The sequence below is a fragment of the Allomuricauda sp. ARW1Y1 genome, assembly GCF_013407935.1.
In the GTDB taxonomy this organism is placed as follows: Bacteria; Bacteroidota; Bacteroidia; order Flavobacteriales; family Flavobacteriaceae; genus Flagellimonas.
Genome location: NZ_JACBZU010000003.1, coordinates 186286 through 210697, shown reverse-complemented (window position 1 = coordinate 210697; position 24412 = coordinate 186286). Strand labels below are relative to the sequence as shown.

24 protein-coding genes are annotated in these 24412 nt (G+C 44.4%); 3 read left to right on the top strand and 21 right to left on the bottom strand.

Features of this window, described 5'->3' with window-relative positions; genetic code table 11:
• Nucleotides 1-16: 16 nt before the first annotated feature.
• The 8 genes from GGE08_RS09910 to GGE08_RS09875 form a co-directional block, all read right to left on the bottom strand.
• Entirely contained in the window at nt 17-1771 is a 1755-nt protein-coding gene (locus tag GGE08_RS09910; RefSeq protein ID WP_179384733.1) for a hypothetical protein, read from the bottom strand.
• Nucleotides 1764-4064 (bottom strand): tryptophan-rich sensory protein, encoded by a 2301-nt coding sequence (locus GGE08_RS09905; protein ID WP_257023998.1) that lies wholly within the window; start codon nt 4062-4064, stop codon nt 1764-1766. The genes GGE08_RS09910 and GGE08_RS09905 overlap by 8 nt, the downstream gene beginning before the upstream one ends.
• Nucleotides 3995-5266: a BatA domain-containing protein gene (locus GGE08_RS09900; RefSeq protein WP_179384732.1), complete on the bottom strand. Its 1272-nt coding sequence runs from the start codon at nt 5264-5266 to the stop codon at nt 3995-3997. The genes GGE08_RS09905 and GGE08_RS09900 overlap by 70 nt, the downstream gene beginning before the upstream one ends.
• Nucleotides 5267-6166: a DUF58 domain-containing protein gene (locus tag GGE08_RS09895; protein ID WP_179384731.1), complete on the bottom strand. Its 900-nt coding sequence runs from the start codon at nt 6164-6166 to the stop codon at nt 5267-5269.
• Nucleotides 6166-7170 (bottom strand): AAA family ATPase, encoded by a 1005-nt coding sequence (locus GGE08_RS09890; RefSeq protein WP_179384730.1) that lies wholly within the window; start codon nt 7168-7170, stop codon nt 6166-6168. Before GGE08_RS09890 ends, GGE08_RS09895 begins: the two co-directional genes overlap by 1 nt.
• A gap of 10 nt (nt 7171-7180) precedes the next feature.
• Nucleotides 7181-7801 carry a DUF4159 domain-containing protein gene (locus GGE08_RS09885; protein WP_218847531.1) on the bottom strand — a complete coding sequence of 207 codons (621 nt, stop codon included), beginning with the start codon at nt 7799-7801 and terminating at the stop codon, nt 7181-7183.
• 91 nt (nt 7802-7892) lie between these two features.
• On the bottom strand, nt 7893-9209 hold the full coding sequence (locus tag GGE08_RS09880; RefSeq protein ID WP_179384728.1) for a TldD/PmbA family protein: 1317 nt from the start codon (nt 9207-9209) through the stop codon (nt 7893-7895).
• Nucleotides 9210-9236: 27 nt separating this feature from the next.
• Nucleotides 9237-10877 (bottom strand): TldD/PmbA family protein, encoded by a 1641-nt coding sequence (locus GGE08_RS09875; protein WP_179384727.1) that lies wholly within the window; start codon nt 10875-10877, stop codon nt 9237-9239.
• A 345-nt stretch (nt 10878-11222) separates the two neighbouring features.
• Here GGE08_RS09875 and cls point away from each other — a divergent pair, with 345 nt between their 5' ends.
• Nucleotides 11223-12629 (top strand): cardiolipin synthase, encoded by a 1407-nt coding sequence (gene cls / locus GGE08_RS09870; protein ID WP_179384726.1) that lies wholly within the window; start codon nt 11223-11225, stop codon nt 12627-12629.
• Here cls and GGE08_RS09865 read toward each other — a convergent pair.
• From GGE08_RS09865 to GGE08_RS09820, 10 genes are all read right to left on the bottom strand, one after another.
• Nucleotides 12624-13631 (bottom strand): 2-hydroxyacid dehydrogenase, encoded by a 1008-nt coding sequence (locus GGE08_RS09865; RefSeq protein WP_179384725.1) that lies wholly within the window; start codon nt 13629-13631, stop codon nt 12624-12626. The genes cls and GGE08_RS09865 overlap by 6 nt on opposite strands.
• A 16-nt stretch (nt 13632-13647) precedes the next feature.
• Nucleotides 13648-14091 carry a hypothetical protein gene (locus tag GGE08_RS09860; protein ID WP_179384724.1) on the bottom strand — a complete coding sequence of 148 codons (444 nt, stop codon included), beginning with the start codon at nt 14089-14091 and terminating at the stop codon, nt 13648-13650.
• A 51-nt stretch (nt 14092-14142) separates the two neighbouring features.
• Entirely contained in the window at nt 14143-14583 is a 441-nt protein-coding gene (locus GGE08_RS09855; protein WP_179384723.1) for an Hsp20/alpha crystallin family protein, read from the bottom strand.
• A gap of 59 nt (nt 14584-14642) precedes the next feature.
• Complete coding sequence (locus GGE08_RS09850; protein ID WP_179384722.1) at nt 14643-15047, bottom strand: hypothetical protein; 405 nt, start codon at nt 15045-15047, stop codon at nt 14643-14645.
• Between the two features lie 86 nt (nt 15048-15133).
• A complete protein-coding gene (locus GGE08_RS09845) occupies nt 15134-15424 on the bottom strand; it encodes a hypothetical protein (RefSeq protein ID WP_257023997.1) in 291 nt (96 codons plus the stop codon).
• 248 nt (nt 15425-15672) lie between these two features.
• Complete coding sequence (locus GGE08_RS09840; protein WP_179384721.1) at nt 15673-16488, bottom strand: universal stress protein; 816 nt, start codon at nt 16486-16488, stop codon at nt 15673-15675.
• 9 nt (nt 16489-16497) lie between these two features.
• Nucleotides 16498-17340, bottom strand: coding sequence for a universal stress protein (locus GGE08_RS09835; protein WP_179384720.1), 843 nt, complete (start codon nt 17338-17340; stop codon nt 16498-16500).
• Between the two features lie 97 nt (nt 17341-17437).
• A complete protein-coding gene (locus tag GGE08_RS09830; protein WP_179384719.1) occupies nt 17438-18271 on the bottom strand; it encodes a universal stress protein in 834 nt (277 codons plus the stop codon).
• 87 nt (nt 18272-18358) lie between these two features.
• A complete protein-coding gene (locus tag GGE08_RS09825; RefSeq protein WP_179384718.1) occupies nt 18359-19405 on the bottom strand; it encodes a response regulator in 1047 nt (348 codons plus the stop codon).
• A complete protein-coding gene (locus GGE08_RS09820) occupies nt 19383-20912 on the bottom strand; it encodes a PAS domain S-box protein (protein WP_306456989.1) in 1530 nt (509 codons plus the stop codon). The genes GGE08_RS09825 and GGE08_RS09820 overlap by 23 nt, the downstream gene beginning before the upstream one ends.
• A gap of 84 nt (nt 20913-20996) precedes the next feature.
• Between GGE08_RS09820 and GGE08_RS09815 the strand changes: the two genes are divergently transcribed.
• Nucleotides 20997-21404 carry a hypothetical protein gene (locus GGE08_RS09815; RefSeq protein WP_179384717.1) on the top strand — a complete coding sequence of 136 codons (408 nt, stop codon included), beginning with the start codon at nt 20997-20999 and terminating at the stop codon, nt 21402-21404.
• On the opposite strand, the gene GGE08_RS09810 is transcribed toward GGE08_RS09815, so the two are convergent.
• From GGE08_RS09810 to GGE08_RS09800, 3 genes are all read right to left on the bottom strand, one after another.
• A complete protein-coding gene (locus tag GGE08_RS09810) occupies nt 21405-22226 on the bottom strand; it encodes a universal stress protein (RefSeq protein ID WP_179384716.1) in 822 nt (273 codons plus the stop codon).
• A 141-nt stretch (nt 22227-22367) separates the two neighbouring features.
• A complete protein-coding gene (locus GGE08_RS09805) occupies nt 22368-22658 on the bottom strand; it encodes a chaperone modulator CbpM (protein ID WP_179384715.1) in 291 nt (96 codons plus the stop codon).
• Nucleotides 22659-22664: 6 nt separating this feature from the next.
• The gene (locus tag GGE08_RS09800; RefSeq protein WP_179384714.1) at nt 22665-23576 is read right to left on the bottom strand and encodes a DnaJ C-terminal domain-containing protein; all 912 of its coding nucleotides are present in this window, start codon (nt 23574-23576) and stop codon (nt 22665-22667) included.
• A gap of 177 nt (nt 23577-23753) precedes the next feature.
• Here GGE08_RS09800 and upp point away from each other — a divergent pair, with 177 nt between their 5' ends.
• Nucleotides 23754-24407: a uracil phosphoribosyltransferase gene (gene upp, locus GGE08_RS09795; RefSeq protein ID WP_179384713.1), complete on the top strand. Its 654-nt coding sequence runs from the start codon at nt 23754-23756 to the stop codon at nt 24405-24407.
• The last annotated feature ends 5 nt before the right edge of the window (nt 24408-24412 follow it).

The window sequence follows — 24412 nt, the reverse complement described above, 5'->3', positions numbered from 1 at the left end:
ATCAAAATGTGTCGCTTTATGACACCAATTTGGGCTCCAACCATAGCCAACCCAAACACAAAAGAAGTAAAACGTAAAACCATAGCGGAGAAATAGGTTGCAAGCTCCCATTGGAGGAAGCTGACTTGCCCCTAAAACGGTTGTCCGTTCCAAATTTACGCTTGTTGGCTCCGATGTTATGTGTCGTAGCAACAGACGTCCATTGATCTTCATCAAAAACGTAATAGGAAAACACGACCGTACTATCCTTTTCGGACCGAACTTGATTCCAACCTATTTTTCTAGGATATTGGGTGCCTGACCATTTTGTCGGAGGACTCGCATCTTGCAGTAACGCAATGGGGCTTCCATCCATATTCTCCAATTGAGGATTTTCCTCAAGGGTTCGAATTTCAAATAAAAATGGTTCATCTACCTTCGGGATGGGGGTCAATGCCTCAAAAGCCATTTCTGATTCTTGCGGTTTGGCAATTCCATTGAGTATTTGGGTCCAAATGCTTGCGTATATTTCATCATCACCATCCAACACCAATTGATAGGTGTTTTGCAGCACCGTACTGCCCAATTTCCCTTTTTCCATGGGCACGTAGCCGGCAATTATGGTAGAATCGATTGCTATTGGCTGTTGTCTGACACCTGCTTCAAATTGATAAGGATATGTTGCCAGTGTTTCACCTGCATGTCCCAAGGAGATTTCAGTCCTTCCATCGCGTTCCAATGCCATTGGAAAACGGTTCTTAGACAAACGGAACAGATTTTCATTGGGCTGGACAAAAATCCCGAGACCATTTACTCGTGCAGATGCTTCAATGGCTCTTTTTGAAGCATTGGAAAGACCTGTGTAGCTATCGGTATCCAGAATCAAAAGATCGTATTTCTCTAGCTGGTCCATGGTAAATCCATATACTGCTTCGGATGCTCCGTTAAAGTATTCAAATTTGTATTTGTCCTTGGTGAGCTGGGTCCTGGCCTGTAGTTCATGGCCGTTCTCCGCCAAAAAGTTTTTGAGGTACTTCGTTTCAAAAGTTGGAAAGGTATTGACCATCAAAATACGCAATGATGTACCCTTTTCCACATGTAAGGGAATTGGCTCTTTTGAAAGTACTTTGCCATCACCATCTTTCTCCCACAGTTGGTACACAAATGTTCCGCTTGCCTTTGTAGTTGCAGACAATCGCACCGTTTGCTGCTCCGCTTTTCCAAAAACTACGGAATCCAATGGATTACCTCCGTTATCCGCTAAAATGGCCCAATGTCCTTCGATTGGTTGTGCATATTGTGCGAACAAGGAAAACCGTTCGCCAAGGGGAATGTTGGTATCATGAGAAATTTTAGTCCATCCCATAAGGGGTCCCGCTCCCAAAAAGGATACGGTGGCATCGTCGAGCTGCCAAAGGTCGTAGGTCTCCAATCCCTGTCCCAACAAGAATAAGGAATCAGCTTCCTCCAAAATGGATAAGGTTTTTCCAGGGGAATAATTTTCCATCGGAATCCGCTTGTAGATAGATCGTAAACTGTCCAATTGGGCGGTACGGTATCCTTTGGTCAGGATAATGGCTTTGCCTTTGGTTTCTTCTTGAAAACGTGCAGGTTGCAATACAATCATTGTAAGGGAGACTATGGCCAATAGTGCCAACACCGATTTAATCCAAAAGCGTTTCTCCCTTCGTTGTTCCCATTCTTTCCAAACGAATACCGTCAACAATAATAGCGCGACCAGCACCACTGGCCATAAGAGATTTTGGTTCAACAACTGCACTCCATCAATCATAAGCTTCCAATTCCTTTAGGTACAGTTGATTGATCTCATTAGGGTATACCGTTCTTTTGACAGGGTTATCATCCACTTCGGGCAACACCGACAATAATTTCCGTTGCACTTCCTTATAGCTTTCTCTGGTCCTATCCGAAGCCTTTTGTAAATCCCGAAGTCCTTGTAGCACTTTAACATATGTAAGGGGTTTGGCGATGGCTTTTTGGGCCAGTTCATTTCCTGCCTCTTCAAAAAGGGCGGCATCAGTTTCGCTAAAATTTGTTTCTTCTTGAATGAGGAGTTCCAAACGATATATGGCTTCACGAGTGGCAGCAAAGGACATTTCGTAATCAAATCCTTCCTCTTTGGTAACGTTGGTAATTCCCTCGATATCACCACTAAGTCGATTCTCCTCCTTGATCGGTGGAGGGTCAAAACCAATGCGGTGGACATAGATTCGGGCACTGTTCTTAATGTCCTGAATAATCTCTAAGGCATCGTATTGATAGGGCAAGGATTTTTCAGGCTCATACAATCTGAGGTACAATTCCGCATCCCACATTATGGTCAAGGCATCCCGAAGCTTCGCTTTGAGGGATTTTTCAAAAAGTGTAGAGGCTTCCGGGTCACCATGATCGTGCACATATTCATGCAAAGGATCCTCCTTCTCTTCCTCTGTACCATGGTCGTGATCGTCTTCAACTACCAAGTTGTGCTCGTTATCGCTATCATGTTTATGGCTGTATTCATCCAGCAAGTCCTCTTCCCCGCCCTCGTGATCATGATCATGGTCTGCCTCACCAGCTTCAGGCGATACTTGTCCGGGGGCGGATTGCATTTCGGTCTCATCGCCCATAAACTGTCCGTACTTGAGGCGAAGTTGTTTTTGATCAAAACCGAGTTCGTTGCTCCTGAACTTGAAATCTTTTTCGGAAATGGTTCCACGTTCGGCAATCAGTTTTTCGGTATCAATAATCAATTGGCGCTGACTCCTAAAATAATCGGGCATCAGGTCCACCCCCAAATTGCCCTCTACCGCAAATATATCCGTGACCGTATCCCGAATCACCGCAAAGTAGGTTTCGCTACGCGCCACATTGGGTGTTGGTGATTTTTGGTCCAGGGCCTCCACATAAAAATAGAGTTCATCCCCCGGGTCCATGTTGAGGGCGTCCAAATCCAGTTGTTGTCGCAATTGCACCAACTTACCTCCTTTTGGGATGGTTCGATCAAAGCGAACGGATTCCTCCCTAAACTTTACGGACTCTCCCGAACCCTTACTGACCGTGGCGATGATGTAGGCATCCTCAATACCAAAGTCATCCGAAATAGTAGCATTGAAGCTCAATTGTTTAGCTTCCTCAAACTCAAAATAGCTGTAATTATCCAATCCCTCCAATTGAACCAAAGGCGGCTCGTCGTTGACCATTTCCATGGAATACAGGTCGCTTACATAATCGTTTCCGTCACCATCGGTAAAAGTGAAGCTATAAAAGCCCGAAGCTTCCAAGGGCTTAGTCAATCGGTATTGGTTTTGCACTTTGACAAAATCAAAATGCTCGCCCATCAGGTCCATTTGAACCTTTTGTACTTCGCCATCAAATTCGAGATGCCATGTGATCCTGGAACCTTGCACCGCTTTAATGTTGGGCAAAGAAGTCTGCACGGTTGGTTTTTTGGTATAGGATGGGTATTGAACGGTCACTTTCGTATCGGTGAGCTCAGGGATTTTGATGGATGATGATAAACTATCCTTCGGAGCGAAAGTAATAACGTCCTCATTGGATGAACCATTATTCCAAAATGGGTTCAAGGAAGTCCAGATAGTATTGGCCATCAGTCCGATAAGCACCAGTCCGAACATAACCAATGCCGCCTTGAATAGTTTTTGAGGTGGTCGTGTCTTTGGTAAAACAGGTTCTAACTGGGCGGCAACGCGGTACTGCTGTAATTTTGATAGGTCTGAAAGCTCGCGCGCAGGCACCAATAAGAGTCCACTGCTATATCCAGCCTGTGGCAAGTGGGCATCAATATAGTTGACAGCCCTTGCTTCATTTATTTTCCAAGGTCTTTTGATCCAAACGGAAACAACCAGGGCCACCAAAAGGCTTAGGATACCATATCCCATGTTGTGGGTAAATAGATACATCATCCCTCCAAAACCAACGGCATATAACAGTGCCTCGGCATACAGCAATTGTTGCCAACGTTTCTGAAACTGTTTTATGTGGGCTGCTCCGTTCACTGTTTTCTGTACTTTGATATCAATCGTTCTACCAGCATCAATCCCGCCACTAGACCAAATACCCAAAGTGAAATATCCACTAAAGTGGCGCGTTCCCTTTTTCGTTTGGGCGCTACATAATTGGGCTTTAAAGAGGCTTCGTCCATCTGACGTCTGTCCATATTTTTGGCAAGACTTTCAACCTCCTTATTCACGCCCAAAATACCCAACAATTGTTCCGTGAATCGCTGCTCCACCGTATTCTTGGGATTTAAACGGGAGGTTAAATGGAAAATGTTTTTTGTAGGTCCGGGCTCGATCAACTGTTTTGCCATCACGTCCGGTTTCAGAACCAACCATTTCCCTTCGCTTGGTGTCAAGGGCTCTTCACTCAACCATACCTGTAAATCGGTACTTTCGCTTGAGCTGTCCTTCTTAACTTTGATAGGCTGCCCCAAATAGGCGGACAAAGCACGAAAAGAGGCTTCAAGATACTTTTCTTCCCTTTCAAAACCCTCGTCCGCTTGCAGATTGATTAGAAGGGTATCCATTTTATGTAGCGGAACGATGGTATTTGCTCCTTCTCCAAGTTGCAAACTATCTCCTGCCCTTGTCAGTTGGTATCCATCTTTAATCACTTCCTTATTGATGCGGGTTCTCATGCTATTGCTGGAAATCGAAACCAGTTGAACAGCCTCGGTGTTTTTGAGGGCAATGAGGGGACGTTCAAGAATTTCCTCACCTTCGGTGACTACCCAGTGGATGTTCTTTTGGGTGTTCGGTCGTTTGGATTTGATGCCCCTGGCGAATGCTTTAGTGAACACGACCAAACTATCCGAACGCAAGGAATCTAATCGTTGTGCCAATTGCCAATAGTTGGGAGTCTCCTGTTCCGCTCGATAATCCGTATCCAAATCCCATTCCGGAAATCCGTTGGCAAACAACCTTACGGAGGCATCTTCTTGTAAACTATCCAAAATGGGGGTCAAAGTGGGCTCGTTGGCCAGCGAAGGCTCCACCAAATAGGTAACCTGTTGTTGATTGCCCTTGGTACGCCATTGTGGGCCCTCCATCAACAATACGATAAGTGCCAAAATCAGCATACGTAACAGCAGGAGCAACCATTCGTTCAATTGAATGCTGCTGGATTGGCGTGAATTTGATTCGTCCAACAACTGAACACTCCCGATTTTGACGGTCTTTGCCTCTTTTTTGCTCCACAAATGAATGGCCAAGGGGACCAAAAGTCCCAATAGTGCCCAGAGATATGTTGGATTCGCAAAAACCATTTACACCAATCGAATTCGTTCCTTTAAAAATAATTGGAGGGCATCACCCAAATCATCATCCATCCGAAACAGATGATAATGTACCCCTTGTGAGAGCAATTGCTCCTTGGTCTGTCCTATTTTGTTGTCCAATGCCTTCAAATACCCTGCCTTGGCTTTGTTGATATCTACCTTGACCTTGGTTCCGGTTTCCAAATCCTCAAAAGTGACGGATTTTTTGTAATCGAAATCCATTTCCGCACCTGTCATAATTTGAATTACCACGACCTCGTTGTGTGCGGTTTTCAAGTTTTTCACAAAATCGGAGAGCTCGGAAACATCCTCATACATATCGGTCAAGAAAAAAATGAGTTCCTTTTCGCCCCGATTATGAATTTTTCTTGAGGCTACCGAAAATTGCGGCCATTTTCCTTTGGTGGATATGCCCAACAATTCCAGCAGCAAACGGTTAAAATGCTTTCGGTCCGCTTTGGGATAAATGCTTACAAAATCATCTTCGTTAAGGGCAAAAAGTCCCACGGAATCGCCTTGTTTTTGTGCCAAATGGGAAAGGCAGGCAATCATGACGCGCGCAAATTCCAGTTTGGAAATGCCGTTCTCCTCGTGTGCCATGGAATCGCTGGCATCCACGATAAACTTAACGGCTACATGGCTGTCCACTTCGGATTGTTTGATGTAATATCGTCCCGATCTGGCCAACATTTTCCAATCGAGCAATCGTAGGTCATCACCGGGTTCATAACCCCGATATTGACTGAACTCCATGCCAGGACCCACGCTCTTGCTACGGTGCAGACCGGAGGTAAAACCTTCCACCACAATTCGGGAAATCAGGCTGAGGCCCGATACCGTATTGATCACATCCGGTTTTAAAAGGTCGTGGTAGTCCCTTGTTGCCATTAGTTATCCTTAACTTGAACGGTTTTAAGTATTTCCTGGGTCACTGTGTCCGAAGTGATACCTTCTGCCTCTGCTCTAAAATTGACCAGCACCCTGTGTCTCAACACGGGTAAGGCAACGGTTTGTAGGTCCTCCAGAGTTACGGCCAATTTACCATTTAAGAGGGCATTGGCCTTTGCGGTCAGGATCATGGCCTGACCTGCACGCGGACCTGCACCCCAATCCACCCATTTTTTTACGTAGTCGACTGATGTGGTGTCTGGCCGGGTGGCGCGTATCACATCGCTCACATATTGAATCAGACCATCGCTGATGGAGATTTCCCGCACCAACTGTTGTAATCGGATGATGTCCTCTCCTGACAACACCTTGTTCAATTTTGCCTTTTTGGTTCCGGTGGTTGCCTTTAAAATCTCGGTCTCTTCTTTATCCGTCGGGTAGCCAATTTTGATGTATAACAGAAACCTATCTTGTTGTGCCTCTGGCAATACAAAGGTCCCTGATTGCTCAATCGGGTTTTGGGTGGCCAAAATGAAGAATGGCCTGTCCAGTTTATAGGTTTTATCGCCGTAGGTCACCTCAAACTCCTGCATGGCCTCCAAAAGTGCTGCCTGCGTTTTGGGAGGGGTCCTGTTAATCTCATCCGCCAATATGATATTGGAAAAGATGGGGCCTTTATTAAACTTGAAGAATTTTTTGCCCGTACTATGGTCTTCCTCCAGTATCTCGGTACCGATAATATCGGATGGCATCAAATCCGGGGTAAACTGAATCCTTTTGAATTTTAGGTCAATCGCATCCGAAAGCGTTCGTATCATCAAGGTTTTTGCCAACCCCGGAACACCTTCCAGCAAGGCATGTCCACCTGCCAAAAAGGTAATCAACAGCTGTGAAACGGTCTCTTCCTGACCAATGATCACCTTCCCAATTTCCTGCTTCAGGGCCGATAATTTTTCGGAAAGCCCCTCCACTTCGTTTGCAATTTGTTGTAGTTCTTTGTTCAAATCAATAGTGTTAAGAAGTTAATGCGTACAGCACGATGTTGACCCCGAAACGGGTATTGTCGATTTTGTACCATCGTTTGTTTCTAAAATCGTAATCCCATTCGCATCCATAATCCTTGTTGCTGTAGAGCACGCCTATGCGTCCGTTGATGACGATGGCCTTGAGGTATTCGTGCACCAAATCATCTCCCCATCCGTTCAATTCTTGGGAAGTGGTAGGTGGACCATCATCAAACTCAAAAAAAATGGTGTAGATTTCGTGATCGTTGGGAATTTTTTTCAATTCGCCAGCCCCAAAAATTTCTTCCATTTGGCGTTCAAAGGATTTAGCAAAAAGACCGTCAATATCGTGGTTGCAGTCATCTGCAAAGACAAAACCGCCGTTGCGGACGTACTTTTCAAAATTTTCCCTTTCCTTTTTGGTGAACTGCACCAGTTTATGGCCGGAGATATAACAAAACGGGCTTTTAAAGATATCGTCACTGGCCAACGGGATGATTTTTTCCTGTGTATCGACCTTAAGTGTGGTGTATTCTACCAAGGAATTCAGCAAATTGGAGGGCATACGCTGATCCACATCCCAATCTCCTGATTCATACTGCAAGCGTGTGAAAAAAAATTCGTTATCCAATGCCATTTTGGTCGTAGGCTAAAATCTTTGCCAAAATAAAAAACTGGCGGTCGATACCAAGTCGACCACCAGTTTGTTGTGTGTATTATGCTTATACCGCGTCGGAAAGACTGGTGAACGTAAAGTCACGAATCTTCATGTAAGGAATTAGGTTGCCGTTTACACGAACCTGTTGTCCGAGCGATTCCAAATTGTTCAACATAATGATCGGACTCTCATTGAACCTGAAGTTTTTTACAGGGAATTTGATCTGTCCATTTTCAATATAGAACGTTCCGTCCCGGGTCAAACCAGTATATAGCAAGGTTTGTGGGTCTACACTTCGGATATACCAAAAGCGTGTCACCAAAATACCCTTTTTGGTTCCTTTGATCATGTCTTCCAAACTTTCGTCGCCGCCTTCCATAATTGCATTGCTTGGGAAGGGCACGGGCTCAACACCCTTTTGCTCTGCCCAGTAACGGTCATAGGCCAAGTTTTTGACCACCCCGTTCTCAATCCAACTGGTTTTCTTTAAAGGCTGTCCCGCTCCGTTCCATGTGGAGGTAGGCACATCGGGATGTAAGGGATCGGACCAAAGATTCACTCTTTCGTCCACAATCTTTTGTCCCAATTTATTGCCTCCGTCCTTGGCGGACATAAAGCTTCTTCCTTCATCAGCAGACCTTGCATTGAAAGAACCAAACATATTACGCAAAAGATCTGCGGATGCAGCCGGTTCCAAGATAACAGTATACTTACCGGGCTCTATGGCACGCGCCTCTCGGGACATCACTGCCTTGTCTATTGCAATTTTTGATGCTTCTGCAGCGTCAAACTTGTCAATATCGTTATAGTCGCGTGTCACCCAACCGGAACCTGTACCGTCGTTGGTACGCATGGTCACCGTAAAATCCACGTTGGTGGATTGGTTGTAGGCAAACAATCCATTGGAATTGATCATGGCCGAAAATTGGGCCGAATCATCCAAAAAGCCTGCCGCAGTTACATCTTTTGCAGCGGCGGGAACAATACTGCTATTGGCCACCTCAGCTCGGTACTCCGGAGTGATGTTGGCAGTCGATTCCTTGTATGTGATAGCCTCATCGTATGTTTGTGGTCCCAAGGGCGGCATAAATTCAGGGTTCTCGGGGGATAATTGCGCGAGCTCCTCTGCCCTTCTGACCACCTTTTCCAAGGATGCATCGTCAAATTCATCGATGGTTGCCGTTCCCACCTTTTTGCCAAAGCTGGACTGTACCACCAAGCTTTGGTTGGATTGATATCCTGCAGTGGACACGGTGTTTCGTGCATAACGAATGTTTCCGCTGTTTCTTCCACTCAGGTTTATTTCGCAGGCATCGGCCTTGGAAAAGCTCAATGCCTTTTCCAAAATCTTTTTTGCTTCTTCTCTAGTATATATAGCCATTGTCTTAGTATTTAATTTGAATAAACCTTAAATGGTCCTACCTGTATTGATTACATTGATTCCGTTAAATCTAGAAGTGGAGCTTCCGTGGGAAACGGCACTGACTTGAGAGGGTTGCCCCTTACCATCAAAGAAGGAACCGAACAATCGATAATCGTCTTTATCACAGATTTTTGCACAGGAATTCCAAAACTCTTGGGTATTGGATTGGTAGGCCACATCTTCCAGCATACCGGCTATCTCACCATTCTTGATTTCGTAGAACAAGGTTCCTCCAAATTGGAAGTTATATCGCTGTTGATCGATGGAATACGAACCACGGCCCAAAATGTAGATTCCTTTGTCCACATCCTTGATCATATCCTGCAACGAGTATTTTTCGGTACCGGGTTCCAAGGAAACATTGGGCATACGCTGGAACTGCACATCTTCCCAACTCTGCGCATAGCAACAACCGTGTGATTCATTTTGGTCGATCATATGGACTTGGTCACGGATGGCTTGGTAGTTCACCAATGTACCATTACGGATCAAATCCCATTTTTTGGTCTTCACGCCTTCATCATCATAACCTACGGCACCTAAAGATCCTACTTGGGTCTTATCGGCCACGATGTTTACGATGTCGCTTCCGTAGTTAAAGTCTTTGGATTCCCATTTGTCCAAAGTGGCAAAACTGGTTCCCGCATAATTCGCTTCGTATCCAAGCACACGGTCGAGTTCCAATGGGTGACCTACTGATTCGTGAATGGTCAAACCAAGATGATTAGGTTCCAACACCAAATCGTATTTACCAGCTTCCACCGATTTTGCGGAAAGTTTTTGCTTGGCCTGTTGTGCAGCCATGGTAGCATCTTCTACGATATCGTAGCTTCTGTTGTAAAGTTTGATGCCTTCTGGACCGGACAATTTTTCGGATTCCAGACCATCCATATATTCATATCCCATTCCCATAGGGGCACTCAAGGCCTGTCGGCTCTTGAATTTACCCGCCTGTCGGTCAATAGCCGTTACGTTAAAGGTTGGCCAGATACGGTGTACGTCTTGGTCAATGTACGACCCATCGGTAGAGGCAAAATATTTTTGCTCGTTCACCATAAATAGGGCAGAGTTCACAAAGTTGGCCCCATTTTCCATAGCAGCGGCATTGGCACTCAACAAAAGGTCCACTTTTTCGGAAATAGGTACTTCTTTAAAGTCCTTTTGGATAGGTGTTTTCCACGAAACCTCGCCATGCCCTTGCACAGGCGCTAAAACCACGGGTTCTTTTTGGATTTTAGAATTGGCCTTGGCAATCGCTACGGCCTGTTGGGTTGCATTTTTGATCCCATCCTCGGTCACATCGTTGGTAGAAGCGAATCCCCAGGTGCCATTGGCAATCACACGGATTCCGATTCCAAAGGATTCGGTGTTGACTACGTTCTGTACTTTATCCTCCCTAGTGAAGACGTATTGGTTCAGGTATCTTCCAATCCTTGCATCGGCATAGGTGGCTCCCATGGACTTTGCCGTGTTAAGGGCAACATCGGCCATTTTCTTTTTGAGTACGGTATCCATCCCTGGTTCGAGCAGTGCTTCCGCGGGAATATTGTTTCCCATAAGAAGCGAGGGCATCATCATGGCCCCTGCACCCATACCAGCGTACTGTACAAAATCTCTTCTTTTCATATGTTAGTTATTTGATTTATTCTGAGTTGATAAAAGGTGGGTATGTATGTATGTAAAATAATCCATTCAAATCCGTGGGTCTTAAAATTAAGGAGTGCTCCTGTAGCTTTATGTTAATTTTAACCTAAAATCCAAAAGCAGAGGCCTTTTTCATCTTTGTGAGTGGCTGGACCGCATTTTTTGGTATCAATTTTTACAGATTTGTTACACTTTTTGTCCACATAATTTGAAAGGCATGAATCAATCAGTGATATTTTAACATTCCTATGATTGACCAGCCCAATTTTATTGGCAAAATACTTTTACTACCTTGTCAATGTATTTCAAACAGCTTAATACCAACGGATGCTCATTCCCATTCTTATCGGCCTCTATATATTGATTGCCCTGATCATGGTGGTAAGCCTTTTATTGAACGGGGTCAGGCCCAGCAAAACCTTGGCTTGGTTACTGGCCATTTTTACCATTCCGGTGGCAGGGATTCTTCTTTATCTTTTATTCGGCAGGAACCGGAGAAAGAGTAAAATGTTTTCCCTCAAAAATGAGTTTGGCCCGTTGGAACAATCGGAAGAAATCCATTGTGACCCGAAACTATCCATAAACAAGCTCAAAATCACTTCCTTGATTACCAAAACGGCCAAATGCCCAGTTACCTGCCACAATGAATTGGAACTTTTAAAGGATGGGCAACAAACTTTTGAGCACATCTTCCATGCCCTCGAAGAAGCCCAAGACCACATCCACTTGCAGTATTACATTTTTGAGGATGGCCTGTTGGCGGATAGGCTTTTGGATGTCTTTGAACGTAAAGTGAATGAAAATGTGACCGTTCGATTACTATATGACGGTATAGGCAGTTATTCGCTAAGCAAAAAATACCTGAAAAAATTAAACGAAATAGGTGTGGAAACGGCCCAGTTCCTCCCTTTTAAATTTGGCAGGTTCTTGGCTTCATTGAATTACAGGAACCATCGAAAAATCATTATCATCGACAACAAAATCGGCTTTACGGGAGGTATCAACATTTCGGATAAATACCTAAAGGGCGACCCTGCCTTGGGCAAATGGCACGATACCCACTTAAAAATCGAGGGCGAGGCGGTCGATTTTTTAAATCGATTGTTTGTGACCGACTGGTTTCTGGCGAGCGAAAAAAAGGTGGATGTTTCTGCCTTCAACATCCATAAAACCTTGGAGCGTGATACTTCCCTACAAATTGTGCCCAGCGGTCCGGATGATGATTTTGATGTGATGGAACAGGTGTATTTTTCCATCATCAACAGTGCGGAGAAATATCTTTACATCGTTAACCCTTATATTATACCTAACCATGCCATTTTACAGGCCTTGATGACCGCAGCCCTCAGCGGTGTGGATGTTCGCATATTAATGTCGACCAGCACCGATATCAAACTGGTGGATTGGTGCGTAAGGGCGTATTTTGAATCCTATCTAAAGGCAGGGATCAAAATTTATCTCTACGCTGATGGTTTTCTGCACAGCAAAGTAATGCTCTGTGACGATGAAATCGCCAGCATTGGAACGGCCAATCTGGATAATCGGAGCCTTCAACAAAATTATGAGGCCCAGGTCTTTGTGTACGATGCACCCCTTTGCCAACAGATGAAATCGGATTTTTTAAAAGATTGTGAAAGATCCCTGCTGTTGGATGATTACGAAGCTCATAAAAACCGACCTTGGACCAAAAAGTTGATCGAAGGATTTGCCAAGCTATTGAGCCCACTCCTATAACATAATGGTTTCAAATCCAAGCTCGTTAGTATTGGTTTTCCCTTCCTCCCAACAATCCAAGTTGTGGATGGTAGTCTCAGCAATACGAACAAGGGCTTCCTTGGTAGCAAAGGCTTGGTGAGGGGTCAGCAGCACATTGGGCAGGGCAATCAGCTCTTTCAGCTGTTCGTCCGTAATGCCATTCTTGCTATGGTCCTTAAAGAAAATGCCCCTTTCGTGTTCATATACATCGGTTGCATAGCCACCAAGCCTACCGCTTTTGAGTGCTGCCAGTACATCCTCTGTTTTTACAATGCCCCCACGAGCTGTATTGATCAATATGGCACTTGGCTTCATGGCCATGAGAAGCGTTGTATTAAAAATATGATGGGTATTGTAATTTAGCGGAGTATTAATACTTACGATATCCGACTTCCTGCAGAGTTCTTCCAAAGGAAGGTATTCCACTTCATAATGATTTTCCAAATAGTGATTGCGCTCCAGGTCGTGGGCCACGACCTTACATCCGAAAGCATGGAATATTTTCACCAAAATGGAACCGATCCGTCCCGTTCCGAAGATACCTACGGTCTTTCCGTTCAGGTCGGAACCAATAAGGTTGTCCAACGCAAAATTAAAGGCTCTTACCTGAGTGTTGGCCTGAACCAACTTACGGTCCAAAGCCAGCAAAAGGCCTACGGCATGTTCGGCAATGGCATGAGGCGAATACTCTGGGGCATAGGCCACCTTCAACCCGATGCGCTTGGCCGATTTTACGCTGACATTGTTGTAGCCCGTGGATCGCAGGGTGATATACTTTACGCCAAGGTCATGGAGAATTTCGAGTACCACAAGGCTGGCATCATCGTTGGAGAAGATACACACGGCATCATATCCTGCCGCCATTACCGCCGTTGTGGTATCCAAGGCTTCTGGAACAAACCTTATTTTATGCTTTCCATTGTTCGCTTTCTCCAAGTTCTTTATTTCAAAATCCTTGGCACTGTACACCAGTACTTTCATCCTTTTAAGAGCTATATTAATTCAATAATCGTTTTTGTCTTCTGCGCTTCATTACCTGGGATACGATGTCGAAAATCTTGTTTTTCGCATCGCGGTACCGTACAAAGTAATCCGATACTTCCTTGGCAAGGTCGTTGTGCGTATCCAGATAAGCGGCCTCCATTTTCTCTTGGTTGACCTCATCTACCATAATTTGAAGCTGGTTTTCGTGCAGCTGAACCTTTTTGAAAAGTTCCACCAAATCCCTTTCGCAGATGTTCAACGCATCCACAATGGGCTGTATGGTTTTGAACATGTCGGAGTCGATGATGTCCAAGGTATAGTCCTTGATCATGCTGTTCAGGAATTTTTGCTCGTCCCGGGCAAATTTCATCTCGGAACACCATTGTCTGGTCTCTTCGTGCAGCTCATCTGCACTGAACCATTCCCTATATTGTCGTTTGTTCGATTTTGTTTCCATCACTGAATTACATTTTGCGGCAGACGGAAACCATCTGCCGCTGGTTTTTAACTATGCCACTTCAATCACCTTTTTTTGGTTGTTTTTGGCCGCTTCCATTTTATGGACCTTGAGGGTAAGGATACCGTTTTGGTATACCGCCTTAACATCTTTGGAGCGATCTACGGTGGGTGGCAATTGTAAACTTCTGGTAAATGCATTGTAGTTGAACTCCCTTCGGGTAAAGTTCTCTTCCTCTTCGGTCTTCTCTTTACGCTTTTGGGCCGAAACCTCCAATACATCATCTTTCATAGTGATCTTGAAATCTTTCTTTTCAAATCCCGGTGCGGCAAACTCAATTTCAAAATCATCTTTGTGTTCCTTGACATTCATGGATGGATGGGTTTTCTCCAAATTGAAAAAATCATCATCCACAAATGCATCCCGACTGAAAAAATCAATCAGTCTTTCGTTCCATGGAAATCGCTTTCCGTCCAATTTTACCAATGACATAACTAGTTGATTTAACAGATTAAATAATTGCTTGACTCTCCGATATGGTCAACGCCACATCAGTACAAGGGCTTCTTTTTCTTGAGTATGGCCCCGGCATAATCGTACACCTCTTTTTTCAAATTGATGTAAGTCTCAATATACCGGTCCACTCTATTCTTGAGGCTTAAGTGCTTTTCGTAGTAATGGCCATCGCACTCATCTTGCGTGCATTCAAAGATGCCGCCCAGTCCATTTTCATGATTTTTGATGAATTCCGATAACGAACAGCGTTCGGCCTTGGAACTATCGAAGTGTTGTTTGAAGTTTTCCAAACGTTCGAACAATTTGGGAGTCCGTGGCTCAAATACATAGGAATCGAGCAGTCTTTGAATAAAAGCCATCTCATCCGCTATAAACTGCAGATAGGATTTCCATGTCTGTAATTCTCCATGCATTACCGCTATTTGTCTCTCCCTCTTCATCGTTACGGCAGTTACATTAAATTTGGATTGAATGTAGTACAAACTAGCTAGCTATGAAATGACCTAAATCATGTTCCGGGGCAATCTTAATCGCCTTCGGGATATCGGTCATCCATTCCAAAAGAGCGTTTTACCAATGCTTTAAACTGGTTTTCGGTCATACTATCGGCTGTCTCCGTCAATTTGATTTTGCTGGCTAGGGCCGAGTGTCTAGATCTTAAGGCATCGGTAAACTTATCAGGGGTTTCGGCAGGGCCAAAAATGGCAAGTTCATCGGCATCGGAAACCTTTTTGGCAAGCGTATCAAAATACTTTTTAACTGATGTTTTTCCCTTTCCAAATACTTGCTGTCCTGCACCACGTCCTGTGGGCCCCATTTGGTCTTGGATCGTGCCCCGCCTTTGGGGTTGAAAAAATCCAATTCCGAAGGAATAGTGAACATACTTTCCTTCCCATTGTTCAATACCACAACGTTGGCTTCCTGCTTATCCAACCAAATTCCTATTTGCTTCATAGTTTCATCAATTTTTCAATTATCATTTTCTTCCAGATGGCTCGTTCGCTTTCCATCCCTTTTAACTCATTATAAAATAAGTCAGGTCAGAAAACTGCCCTATGATTTTCGTCAGTTGGATGTATCGGGCAGGATCAAAAACGGAATCTTCAATTTTGTATTGAGCTCTTTGATGATTCCCTTTCCTATAAATTCCAAAAAGAAATGATGGGGATAGTACACCATGCAAAGCATATCAATGCTCCATAGGTCCACAAATTCCAATATGGTGTTTACCTTGCCCTCGAACACCGGGAGTTTGACCTCTTTGGATGCGCTCTCGGAAATGGCCTCCAAAAAATCCGCCCTATTTTGCTTTGAGGCGTCTTTCCCTTTATCGTCTTCGATACTCATGGGAACAATGACACTATCCAGTAACGCACTAAAAAACTGAAGTGCACTAACGCTTTCTGCGTGAATAGGCCTCACATAATTTGATGCAAAGGCCATCTTATCGACCCTTTTAAAATCAATTTCCAAGGGGATAATGAGTACTGGGCAATGAGTAATCTCCCGCACCAATTGCATGGCATTGTTCCCAAAAAGAATGTCCTTTACTTCTTCCTTAGCCTTGTTGCCGATGACTGTAAGATCCATATCGTTTTCCTTGGCATAATCAGCAATGCCTTTGGCCATATCGGAGCACAAGGAAACCTTTTTCCACGAATGCTTGTTGTTTTTGCCCACATCACGAATGAGCCGGTGCTGCAGTGCATCCAAGTTTTTGGTGGATTCCAATTTTGAGCTTTCCAAATCGGAACTTCCCTCAGTCCCGCAGACGTGTACGATATGAAATTCGCTATCGGTATCGGCAAACAACCGAGCTGCGTAATAAATCGCATTATAGGAGTTGTTCGAAAAATCGGTGGGTGCTAAAATGTGTAACATGGCAACGGATTAAGGGTTTAACGGTAATACCAAAAAAGGCACTTTGCTGTGCAAACCAATATTTCTGATGGTAGGCGCTATAAAGAGGCGCTCCAAAAACGTATGCTTGTTCCTTACCATGGCCAACATGTCCACAGACACCGTATCCTGAAAGTCGTTGATGGCGGCAATCAAATCTTGGTCGGGCATATCATAAAATTGATGGTTCCGTTCCAAAAGGCGACCTTCCAGATAGCCCTTATTGTCCATTTGGCTCTCATCAAGGCCTTCGGGAGAGCTTATGTGCAAAACGTGTAATTTGGCACGGGACAGTTTCAAAAGCTGGAGTACCGTTTCCAAATTGGCCTTTTTAAATTCTACTTCGTAATCGGTAGGGAACAACATATTTTGGAGCAGACGGTATTCGAATTCAGCAGGAACGGCCAATACCGGAACCGATGATTTCTGGATTACTTGTACCGTGTTCGAACCAAATAGAATTTCTTTGGCTCCTGTGGCTCCTTGGGTACCCATCACAATAAAATCGATATCCTCTTTTTGGGAAACCGATTCCAGTTCCTCCGCCAAGGAGTTGAAGGCGGCATGGGTAACAAAGCTGTGCCGGGATACGGGCAATAGTGACTTTATCTTCTTTTTGGTCCGTTCCAAGGCTTCCTCTGCCTTGTTCCTTTCGTCATCGGGCAGGCCCAATTGTCCTGGACTGCCCAAGGCATAGTCTACCCTATACACCGGAGGGGTATAGGCATGTACCAAGTAGAAGGTACAAGTGGCGTGTTCCAATAGCTTTACTGCATAGGTAATGGCATGAAAAGCATTTTCCGAAAAATCAGTGGGCAAAAGTACTTTGATCATGGTTCTCGATTTTTGGTTCCTACAGTATCAAAGCTACCCGTTCCGTTGCTGATTATCTATGATTTACATCAGATTGGACGATTTTTTTTCCAATGTACTATTCGTGGATTACATAGAATGGAATCTTGGTGTGAAAACTGATTTGCTCCACAATGGAATCGAACAGGATCTGTTGGATAAAATTCAGGTTCTTGGCCACCATGAACATCATATCGATTTCCCGGCTCTCCACAAAACACTGAATGGCCGACTTTACCTTTTTGTTGGTTATGGTATGAAAGCTGTGGCTCTCTGGAAAGGTTTCCTTCATAAAATCCAAAAGGTACTCCTTGTTGTTCTTTTGTTCCTCGTTCAGATGGTCGCCTGCCTGCAGTGCATGCATAATTCGAAACTTTGACTTGCCCAATTGCACCATTTCAATCATGGGCCGAAGCATTTTCAAGGAGTAGAAGATGTTCAAATCGGTTGGAAAGGCAATTTCGCGGGGTTTGGAAAGTTCAACTTGCTCAGGAACCACAAGGGTATTGCACTGCACCTTGGTAATCACATCCCCGGTATTCGTGCCGATCACTTTTTCCTTGATACCCGATGCCCCTTTGGTACCCATGACAATTAGATCAATGTTTTGTTCGTCCAAATGTTTTTTGATCGTTGGGATAAAAAAACCGTACTCGTGCAATGGAAAAAAGAAATGATTGGCCTCGGCACTATGTGCCCTGGTATCTTTTACCAAATCGGTAAGTTTTCTTTTGGTATTATCGGAATCACCATTACCGTACTGCATGGTTTCAGCATCGTTCTTCGTGTCCAGAAGGGTACCGACATATAGGATATAAAAGTTACATTCTTCGGAATCGAACAGCATTTGGGCATACTTTAGCGCCCGAACGGAATTCTCCGAAAAATCGGTTGGGACCAGAATATTCTTCATCTGTCATGAATTGATGGCGCAATATGGACATTCACAAAAAATAATGGAATGATAAATATCACTTACGCCCCATCATGACCGATTTTTTCAATTTACACGTGCCAATGCCTCCCTGTCGATTACTGAAATGGTGCGGTTTTCTATGGCGATGAGTCCTTCGTTCTTAAAATCGGAAAGTGTACGGATAAGGCTTTCGGTGGCAATACCGGCCACACCCGCCAAGTCGCTACGGGCTATTTTAAGGGCACCGTCCTTATCCCTATTAATGGCCTTGGAAAAGAGCAAAAGGGTCTGGGCCGTTTTCTTCCTTACCGAACTGTAGGCCATTTGCAACAATTGCTTTTTGATGTCGGTCAGGTTTCCGGTTATTACATCCATCAATTCCAAGGTCACGCTCCTGTTGTCTTCCAAAATGCCCTTTACTTTTTCCTTGGAAATTCCTGCAAGTTCCACATCTTCCATGGCTATGGTATATTCTTGATAAGGCAAGTGATCGGTCAGGGAGGTAAAGCCCAAAAAATCATCTGCCGAATAAATTGAGGTGATCAATTCCTTACCCTCTTCATCCAAACTGCAACTTTTCACCACCCCTTTCAGGATAAGGTATACCATATTGGAGTGGTCACCTTTATTGTAGATGGTCTCGTCCTTTTTGTAGGACAACAATTCCCCGTGGTCATCAAAAAAATTCTTCAATTCGTTCAGGGAACGGATTTCGTCTTCTTTTGCCTGTTTAGGGTGTTCCTGGAGCACGGTGTTCATCTGTTTGGCCTTCTCCAGTCGACATTCGATGGCAGACAGCAGTTCCTCTTCCTCAAAAGGTTTGGTCAAATAATCGTCCGCACCTAGGTTCATTCCTCGGCGAACATCCTGTTTTTCTGTTTTGGCGGAAACAAAAATGAACGGAATTTTCCGTGTACTTTCATGGGAGGACAGTTCCTCAAGGACGCCATACCCATCCAGTTCGGGCATCATAATATCACAGAGTACCAAATCGGGAACTTCCTTTTTGGCCATGTCCACAGCTATGAGCCCATTGGATGCCGTACAAACTTCAAAACCGGACAATTCCAACAGTTCGGCCACATTTTCGCGTAGCGAGGTGTCATCTTCAACCAGTAAGATCTTTTTCATTTTCCTTGTTATTTATTGGTATGTGGAGAGTGAAGGTCGAGCCTCGCCCAATTTCACTCTTAAACGTTACGTTAGCATTGAGGTTGTGCATATGTTGCCGGACCGTGTTGAGTCCGATACCAGTGCCCTGTACCGTAAGCACGTTGGTGGCCCTAAAATATCGATCAAATATAAAGGGTTGGTCCTCCTCTGGAACCCCAAGACCCTGATCCACAACATCAATTTTTAATTGTTCCCGTTCTTGGTGTACCTTTAGCTCGATATCGCTGTCCTCAGGAGAATATTTTATGGCATTATGGACCAGATTGGAAAGTGCCAACCCCATAATCTTTTCATCAAACTCGATAACTATACCATCGATATTCTGGGGATATTGTATGCGTTGACCCTCCTTGAGCAGGGTATTGGCATCGTAAACCACCTCATTGATCAATTTGCTTAACGGAAATGAAGTCAAGGCGTAATTTACTTTGCCAGAATCCAAACGCTCAATGGACAAGAAATCGGTCAAAATATTGTCGAGGTACCGCACCTTGGACTTAATGGTAGCGATATGCTTATCGCGTTTGTCCTGCTGTTCCGTGGTGGTATATTTGGTCAATAGGGAGGTAGAGGTAAGTATGCTGGACAAGGGTGTCTTGAACTCATGCGAGACCAAGGAAAGGAACTTTGTCTTGAGCTCGTTTAACTTTTTTTCTGCCTTCAATGCTTCCCGCAATTGCTCCGTACGTTCCTCGACGGTGTTTTCCAGCTGTTGGGTATAGTTTTTACGTTCGGTGATATCCAATACTATGGCTACACCCACCCTTCGCTTTTCAATATAGGACAATTGCAAGTGCACCTCCACAGGATAATGGGTCCCATCCTTTCGCCGATGAACGGACTCAAAAATGACCTTCTCCCTTCGTTTTGCGATAAGTGGAGACAGTAACCGCTGCATTACTTCTGCAGATACTTCCGGTTTGATATCCATTACCGACATGTTGGTAAGCTCTTGGATGGAATAGCCCAAATTGCGCTGTGCCCCTTGGTTTACATTGATAAAAATGAAGGATTCAGCATCAAAAACGTAAATTTCGTTCAGCGACTCGTCGAAAATCTGAAACCAATAATCAATGGTCTGCTCCGCTTTCTTTTTCTCGGTGATATCCATGATCAAGGCCAGCACATAGTGCTGTTCCTTCATCTTAAAAGGGTTTAGGCTGATTTCCAAAGGAAATTCCTCCCCGTCTTTACGGATACCCACCAAATCCAGTCCTTTTCCCATCTGCCTCGCCTTGCCCTCGCCCATAAACCGATGGGCCAATTGCCCGTGTTTGTGCTTGATGCGCTTGGGAATAAGGATGTCCAAGGGCTGGCCCAAAAGCTCGCCTTCATTATAGTTGAACATTTTGTTGGCCGCCTTGTTACTGGCCGTTATCTGTTGCTGGGCATTGACAATAAGGATGCCTTCGGAGATGACCTCCGAAAACATGCCCAATACGTTACTTTCTTCGAACTTTTCCAAAACTTAGACTAAAAATACTGATTTTGGTCATGCTTCCCTACCGAATAGATCGGTATATTTAAACTTGGACTAAAAATTAAGAAAATGTTGGAATCTGATAAAAATCTACAGAACGAATTGTATCAAAATTTAGGAAAATTGTTCTACGCCATTGCCATGGCGGACCACAGTGTTCACATGAAAGAGATGGAAAAACTCAATGAGGTGGTGCGCGACCATTGGTTGGAAGTAGATGACGCTGAGGATGAGTACGGCACGGATGCCGCCTTCCAGATTGTTTCCGTGTTTGACTGGCTATTGGAATACACCAAGGAAAGTGAAGAGATATACGAGGAATTTGAGGCCTTTTATACGGACCATAAAATCCTGTTTACCAAAGAGATTAAGGATTTGGCCATGTCCACTTCACGGGCCATCGCTTCAGCCTTTGCCGGAAGCAACAAATCGGAGCTCATTCTTTTGGGACGATTGCAATTGCTTTTTGACAATTGATCATATCCTGATGGTCATCACAGGAATTTTTGCATGATTGGAGACCGTTTCGGCCAAGCTGCCTACGATGAAACGGGCCAATCCCTTTCGACCATGGGTAGGAATGACCAATAGATCGGCATTTTTTTCAAAACAATATTGAAGTATGCCTTTCTCCACCGAATTATGGTCGTAAAAGTTAATGTTAACGTCCTTTCCCAATTCCTGCTTAAAGGCCTCCAAGCGTTGCGTCACATCGTCACGACCCATAAAATTGGCGCCAGCGCTGTGCACATAGACCATTTCCAAAGAAGCTCCGTTACTTTCGGCAAATTGTTCCGCCTTCTTGTAAACGGAAATGTTCTCCAAATCAAGGTCACAGGCCATCACAATGCGTTGCAACTGGAACGCTTCTGGTTTTGATTTGATGACCATAACAGGTAGGTCGGAAGAGCGTACCACTTTTTCGGTATTGGAGCCCACAAAAAGTTCCCGTATACCACTTGCGCCATGTGAGCCCATAACGATCAAGTCACAATCTTGTTCCTGGGCCACCTTATTCACCTCCTCAAAATCCTTATAGTTTTGGATAATGGCATTCACAGCGATACCTTTAAGGTATTTCTGTCCGGTCAACTCCTTGATCTTATCCTTGGCCAGTTTCAAAAAATATTTAGCCTCCGCCTCTTCCGCAAGTTCGGAATTGGCCAATACGGAATCGGACATACCGATCATATGAAGCAAAACAATGCCACTCCCATGCTGCTTCGCCAATTTGGAAGCAACCTCAAGGGCGTATTTGGAAAAATCTGAAAAATCGACGGGTACCAATATTTTTTTCATCGTATGATATTTTTAGGAACGCATTGATCTATTATTAATTTGGTGGTTTCCATGGAAATCGCAATGGGTCCTTTTCTGTTCCTTTAAAGGTAACTTTCATATATTCAGATTCCTATGACGACGGTCATACGGACTTCCCCATCATTTTAATGCATCCAATTTACGTTTCAGGGCAGCGACTTCTTCTTGCAGACTTTCCACTTGTCCCAAAAGATGATGTATGGCCTGTATCCCTTCGGGATTAATATCGAGCTCGTTGTGCAAACGCACCATTTTTTCCAATACGGGAAGCTCTTCCACATGAAGCATTCTTTTGTCGGGTTTATCTTTCATTTGTAAAATCTCATACTCGTACATGGAGTACACAAAAGATTCCCCTACCCCGTGAAGCTCACAAAAGGTCTCTATGGATATGTAGTTTTCTTTTTTCATGTCTTTTTATTTTAGGTTGGTTTTCTCCAATGCTTCAAAAAGCTCCTTTTGCTCTGCGGTCAAATTTTTGGGGACTTTTACTTGATAGGTCAAATACAGGTCACCGAATTGCCCCTCCTTTTTATACTTGGGAAAACCCTTTCCTTTCAGTTTGACTTGGGTACCATTGTCTGTTCCGGGCGCTACTTTCAATTTTACCTTGCCCGTTAAGGTCTCCACTTGGATTTCACCGCCCAAAACAGCTTTTGTCAAAGGAATTTCCACTGTCTTGTAAAGGTTGGCTCCGTCTCTCCTAAAATCGGTGTTGTTGACAATCGAAAAAGTAATGTAAAGGTCACCTGCAGGACCGCCCTCCACTCCTGGGCCTCCATGACCTGCTATTTTGATGGTCTGGCCATCCTCGATTCCCGCTGGAATGGTCAAGCGGATATGCTTCCCATTTACGGTAAGGGTCTGCTTTTGCGTCGTATACACATCCATAAGGGACAATTTCAGCTCTGCATTGTAGTCTTGTCCCCTAAATCGGACGCGTTGTCCACTGCCACCAAAACCGGCCGACCTGCCCCCGAACATGGATTCAAAAAAATCGGAAAAATCCTGGGCCGAACCGCCCGAACTATAGGTATATCCTCCATAATCCCCTTGGTTCGCCTGCTGCGACCTCGCACGTTTTGCTTTTTCAAACTCCTCCGCATGCTGCCAGTCCTTACCGTATTCATCATATTTTTTCCGCTTATCCGAGTCTGATAGCACCTCATTGGCTTCGTTCACCCTTTTAAAGTTCATTTCGGCCTCTACATCATTAGGGTTCAAGTCCGGATGGTACTTTCGGGCCAGTTTGCGGTATGCCTTTTTAATCTCTTCGGTAGATGCCTTTTTATCTACTCCCAAAACCTTGTAATAATCAATAAAGTCCATAGTACGCTATTAGATTCAAGCCTGTTGATGTCACAGGTCATCCTATCAAATTTCGCCAAAATTTCACTTTTTCGCCAATGATCTTTATCAGTTAACCCACTGTTCTCTATCCATTCCCCTCGCATTTTCATATGTAACGGACAAGGTTTACCTTTAGGTGGATTCAATTGCCGTACTATGATCGTTCACCAATTCGACCAAGCCCATTCCATTCTCAATACCTTCATCGCCGAAATCAGGGACGTTACCATACAAAAAGACCCTATGCGGTTTCGCCGCAATATTGAACGTATTGGTGAGATTTTGGCCTATGAACTGAGTAAAAGCCTAGATTATTCACAAAAAGAGGTGACCACTCCCCTAGGCACCAAATCGTCTTTCTTGTGTTCGGACCAATTGGTGCTCTGTTCCGTGCTTCGTGCCGGGCTGCCCTTGCACCATGGCATTTTGAGTTATTTTGATGGGGCCGAAAACGCATTTATCTCCGCATATCGACATCATCCGAACAATGATGATGCCTTTGAAGTGATTGTAAAATATTTTGCTGCACCTTCCTTGGATGGAAAAATATTGGTACTTACCGACCCCATGTTGGCCACGGGAAGGACCTTGGAAAATGTACTCGATGCCTTAAAGAGCCATGGAACGCCAAAACAAATCCATATCATATCGGTTATCGGGTCCAAAGATGGCTTGGCCAAAGTACAGGACGTTTTCCCTGAGGATACTCACCTTTGGATCGCTGCGGTGGATGAGGGATTGACCAGCAAGGGATACATTGTCCCCGGTCTTGGGGATGCAGGTGACCTCAGCTATGGTATGAAGCTGTAACGCTT

Bases quoted from the DNA above. Each gene is read 5' to 3' on its own strand.
- GGE08_RS09860 (WP_179384724.1), bottom strand. From the start codon at position 14,091: ATGGAAACAAAATCGAACAAACGACAATATAGGGAATGGTTCAGTGCA.
- GGE08_RS09840 (WP_179384721.1), bottom strand. From the start codon at position 16,488: ATGTTACACATTTTAGCACCCACCGATTTTTCGAACAACTCCTATAAT.
- GGE08_RS09825 (WP_179384718.1), bottom strand. From the start codon at position 19,405: ATGAAAAAGATCTTACTGGTTGAAGATGACACCTCGCTACGCGAAAAT.
- GGE08_RS09855 (WP_179384723.1), bottom strand. From the start codon at position 14,583: ATGTCATTGGTAAAATTGGACGGAAAGCGATTTCCATGGAACGAAAGA.
- GGE08_RS09880 (WP_179384728.1), bottom strand. From the start codon at position 9,209: ATGGCTATATATACTAGAGAAGAAGCAAAAAAGATTTTGGAAAAGGCA.
- GGE08_RS09845 (WP_257023997.1), bottom strand. From the start codon at position 15,424: ATGGGGCCCACAGGACGTGGTGCAGGACAGCAAGTATTTGGAAAGGGA.
- cls (WP_179384726.1), top strand. From the start codon at position 11,223: ATGCTCATTCCCATTCTTATCGGCCTCTATATATTGATTGCCCTGATC.
- GGE08_RS09835 (WP_179384720.1), bottom strand. From the start codon at position 17,340: ATGATCAAAGTACTTTTGCCCACTGATTTTTCGGAAAATGCTTTTCAT.
- GGE08_RS09900 (WP_179384732.1), bottom strand. From the start codon at position 5,266: ATGGTTTTTGCGAATCCAACATATCTCTGGGCACTATTGGGACTTTTG.
- GGE08_RS09800 (WP_179384714.1), bottom strand. From the start codon at position 23,576: ATGGACTTTATTGATTATTACAAGGTTTTGGGAGTAGATAAAAAGGCA.
- GGE08_RS09865 (WP_179384725.1), bottom strand. From the start codon at position 13,631: ATGAAAGTACTGGTGTACAGTGCCAAGGATTTTGAAATAAAGAACTTG.
- GGE08_RS09805 (WP_179384715.1), bottom strand. From the start codon at position 22,658: ATGAAAAAAGAAAACTACATATCCATAGAGACCTTTTGTGAGCTTCAC.
- GGE08_RS09815 (WP_179384717.1), top strand. From the start codon at position 20,997: ATGTTGGAATCTGATAAAAATCTACAGAACGAATTGTATCAAAATTTA.
- GGE08_RS09850 (WP_179384722.1), bottom strand. From the start codon at position 15,047: ATGAAGAGGGAGAGACAAATAGCGGTAATGCATGGAGAATTACAGACA.
- GGE08_RS09910 (WP_179384733.1), bottom strand. From the start codon at position 1,771: ATGATTGATGGAGTGCAGTTGTTGAACCAAAATCTCTTATGGCCAGTG.
- upp (WP_179384713.1), top strand. From the start codon at position 23,754: ATGATCGTTCACCAATTCGACCAAGCCCATTCCATTCTCAATACCTTC.
- GGE08_RS09895 (WP_179384731.1), bottom strand. From the start codon at position 6,166: ATGGCAACAAGGGACTACCACGACCTTTTAAAACCGGATGTGATCAAT.
- GGE08_RS09810 (WP_179384716.1), bottom strand. From the start codon at position 22,226: ATGAAAAAAATATTGGTACCCGTCGATTTTTCAGATTTTTCCAAATAC.
- GGE08_RS09875 (WP_179384727.1), bottom strand. From the start codon at position 10,877: ATGAAAAGAAGAGATTTTGTACAGTACGCTGGTATGGGTGCAGGGGCC.
- GGE08_RS09830 (WP_179384719.1), bottom strand. From the start codon at position 18,271: ATGAAGAATATTCTGGTCCCAACCGATTTTTCGGAGAATTCCGTTCGG.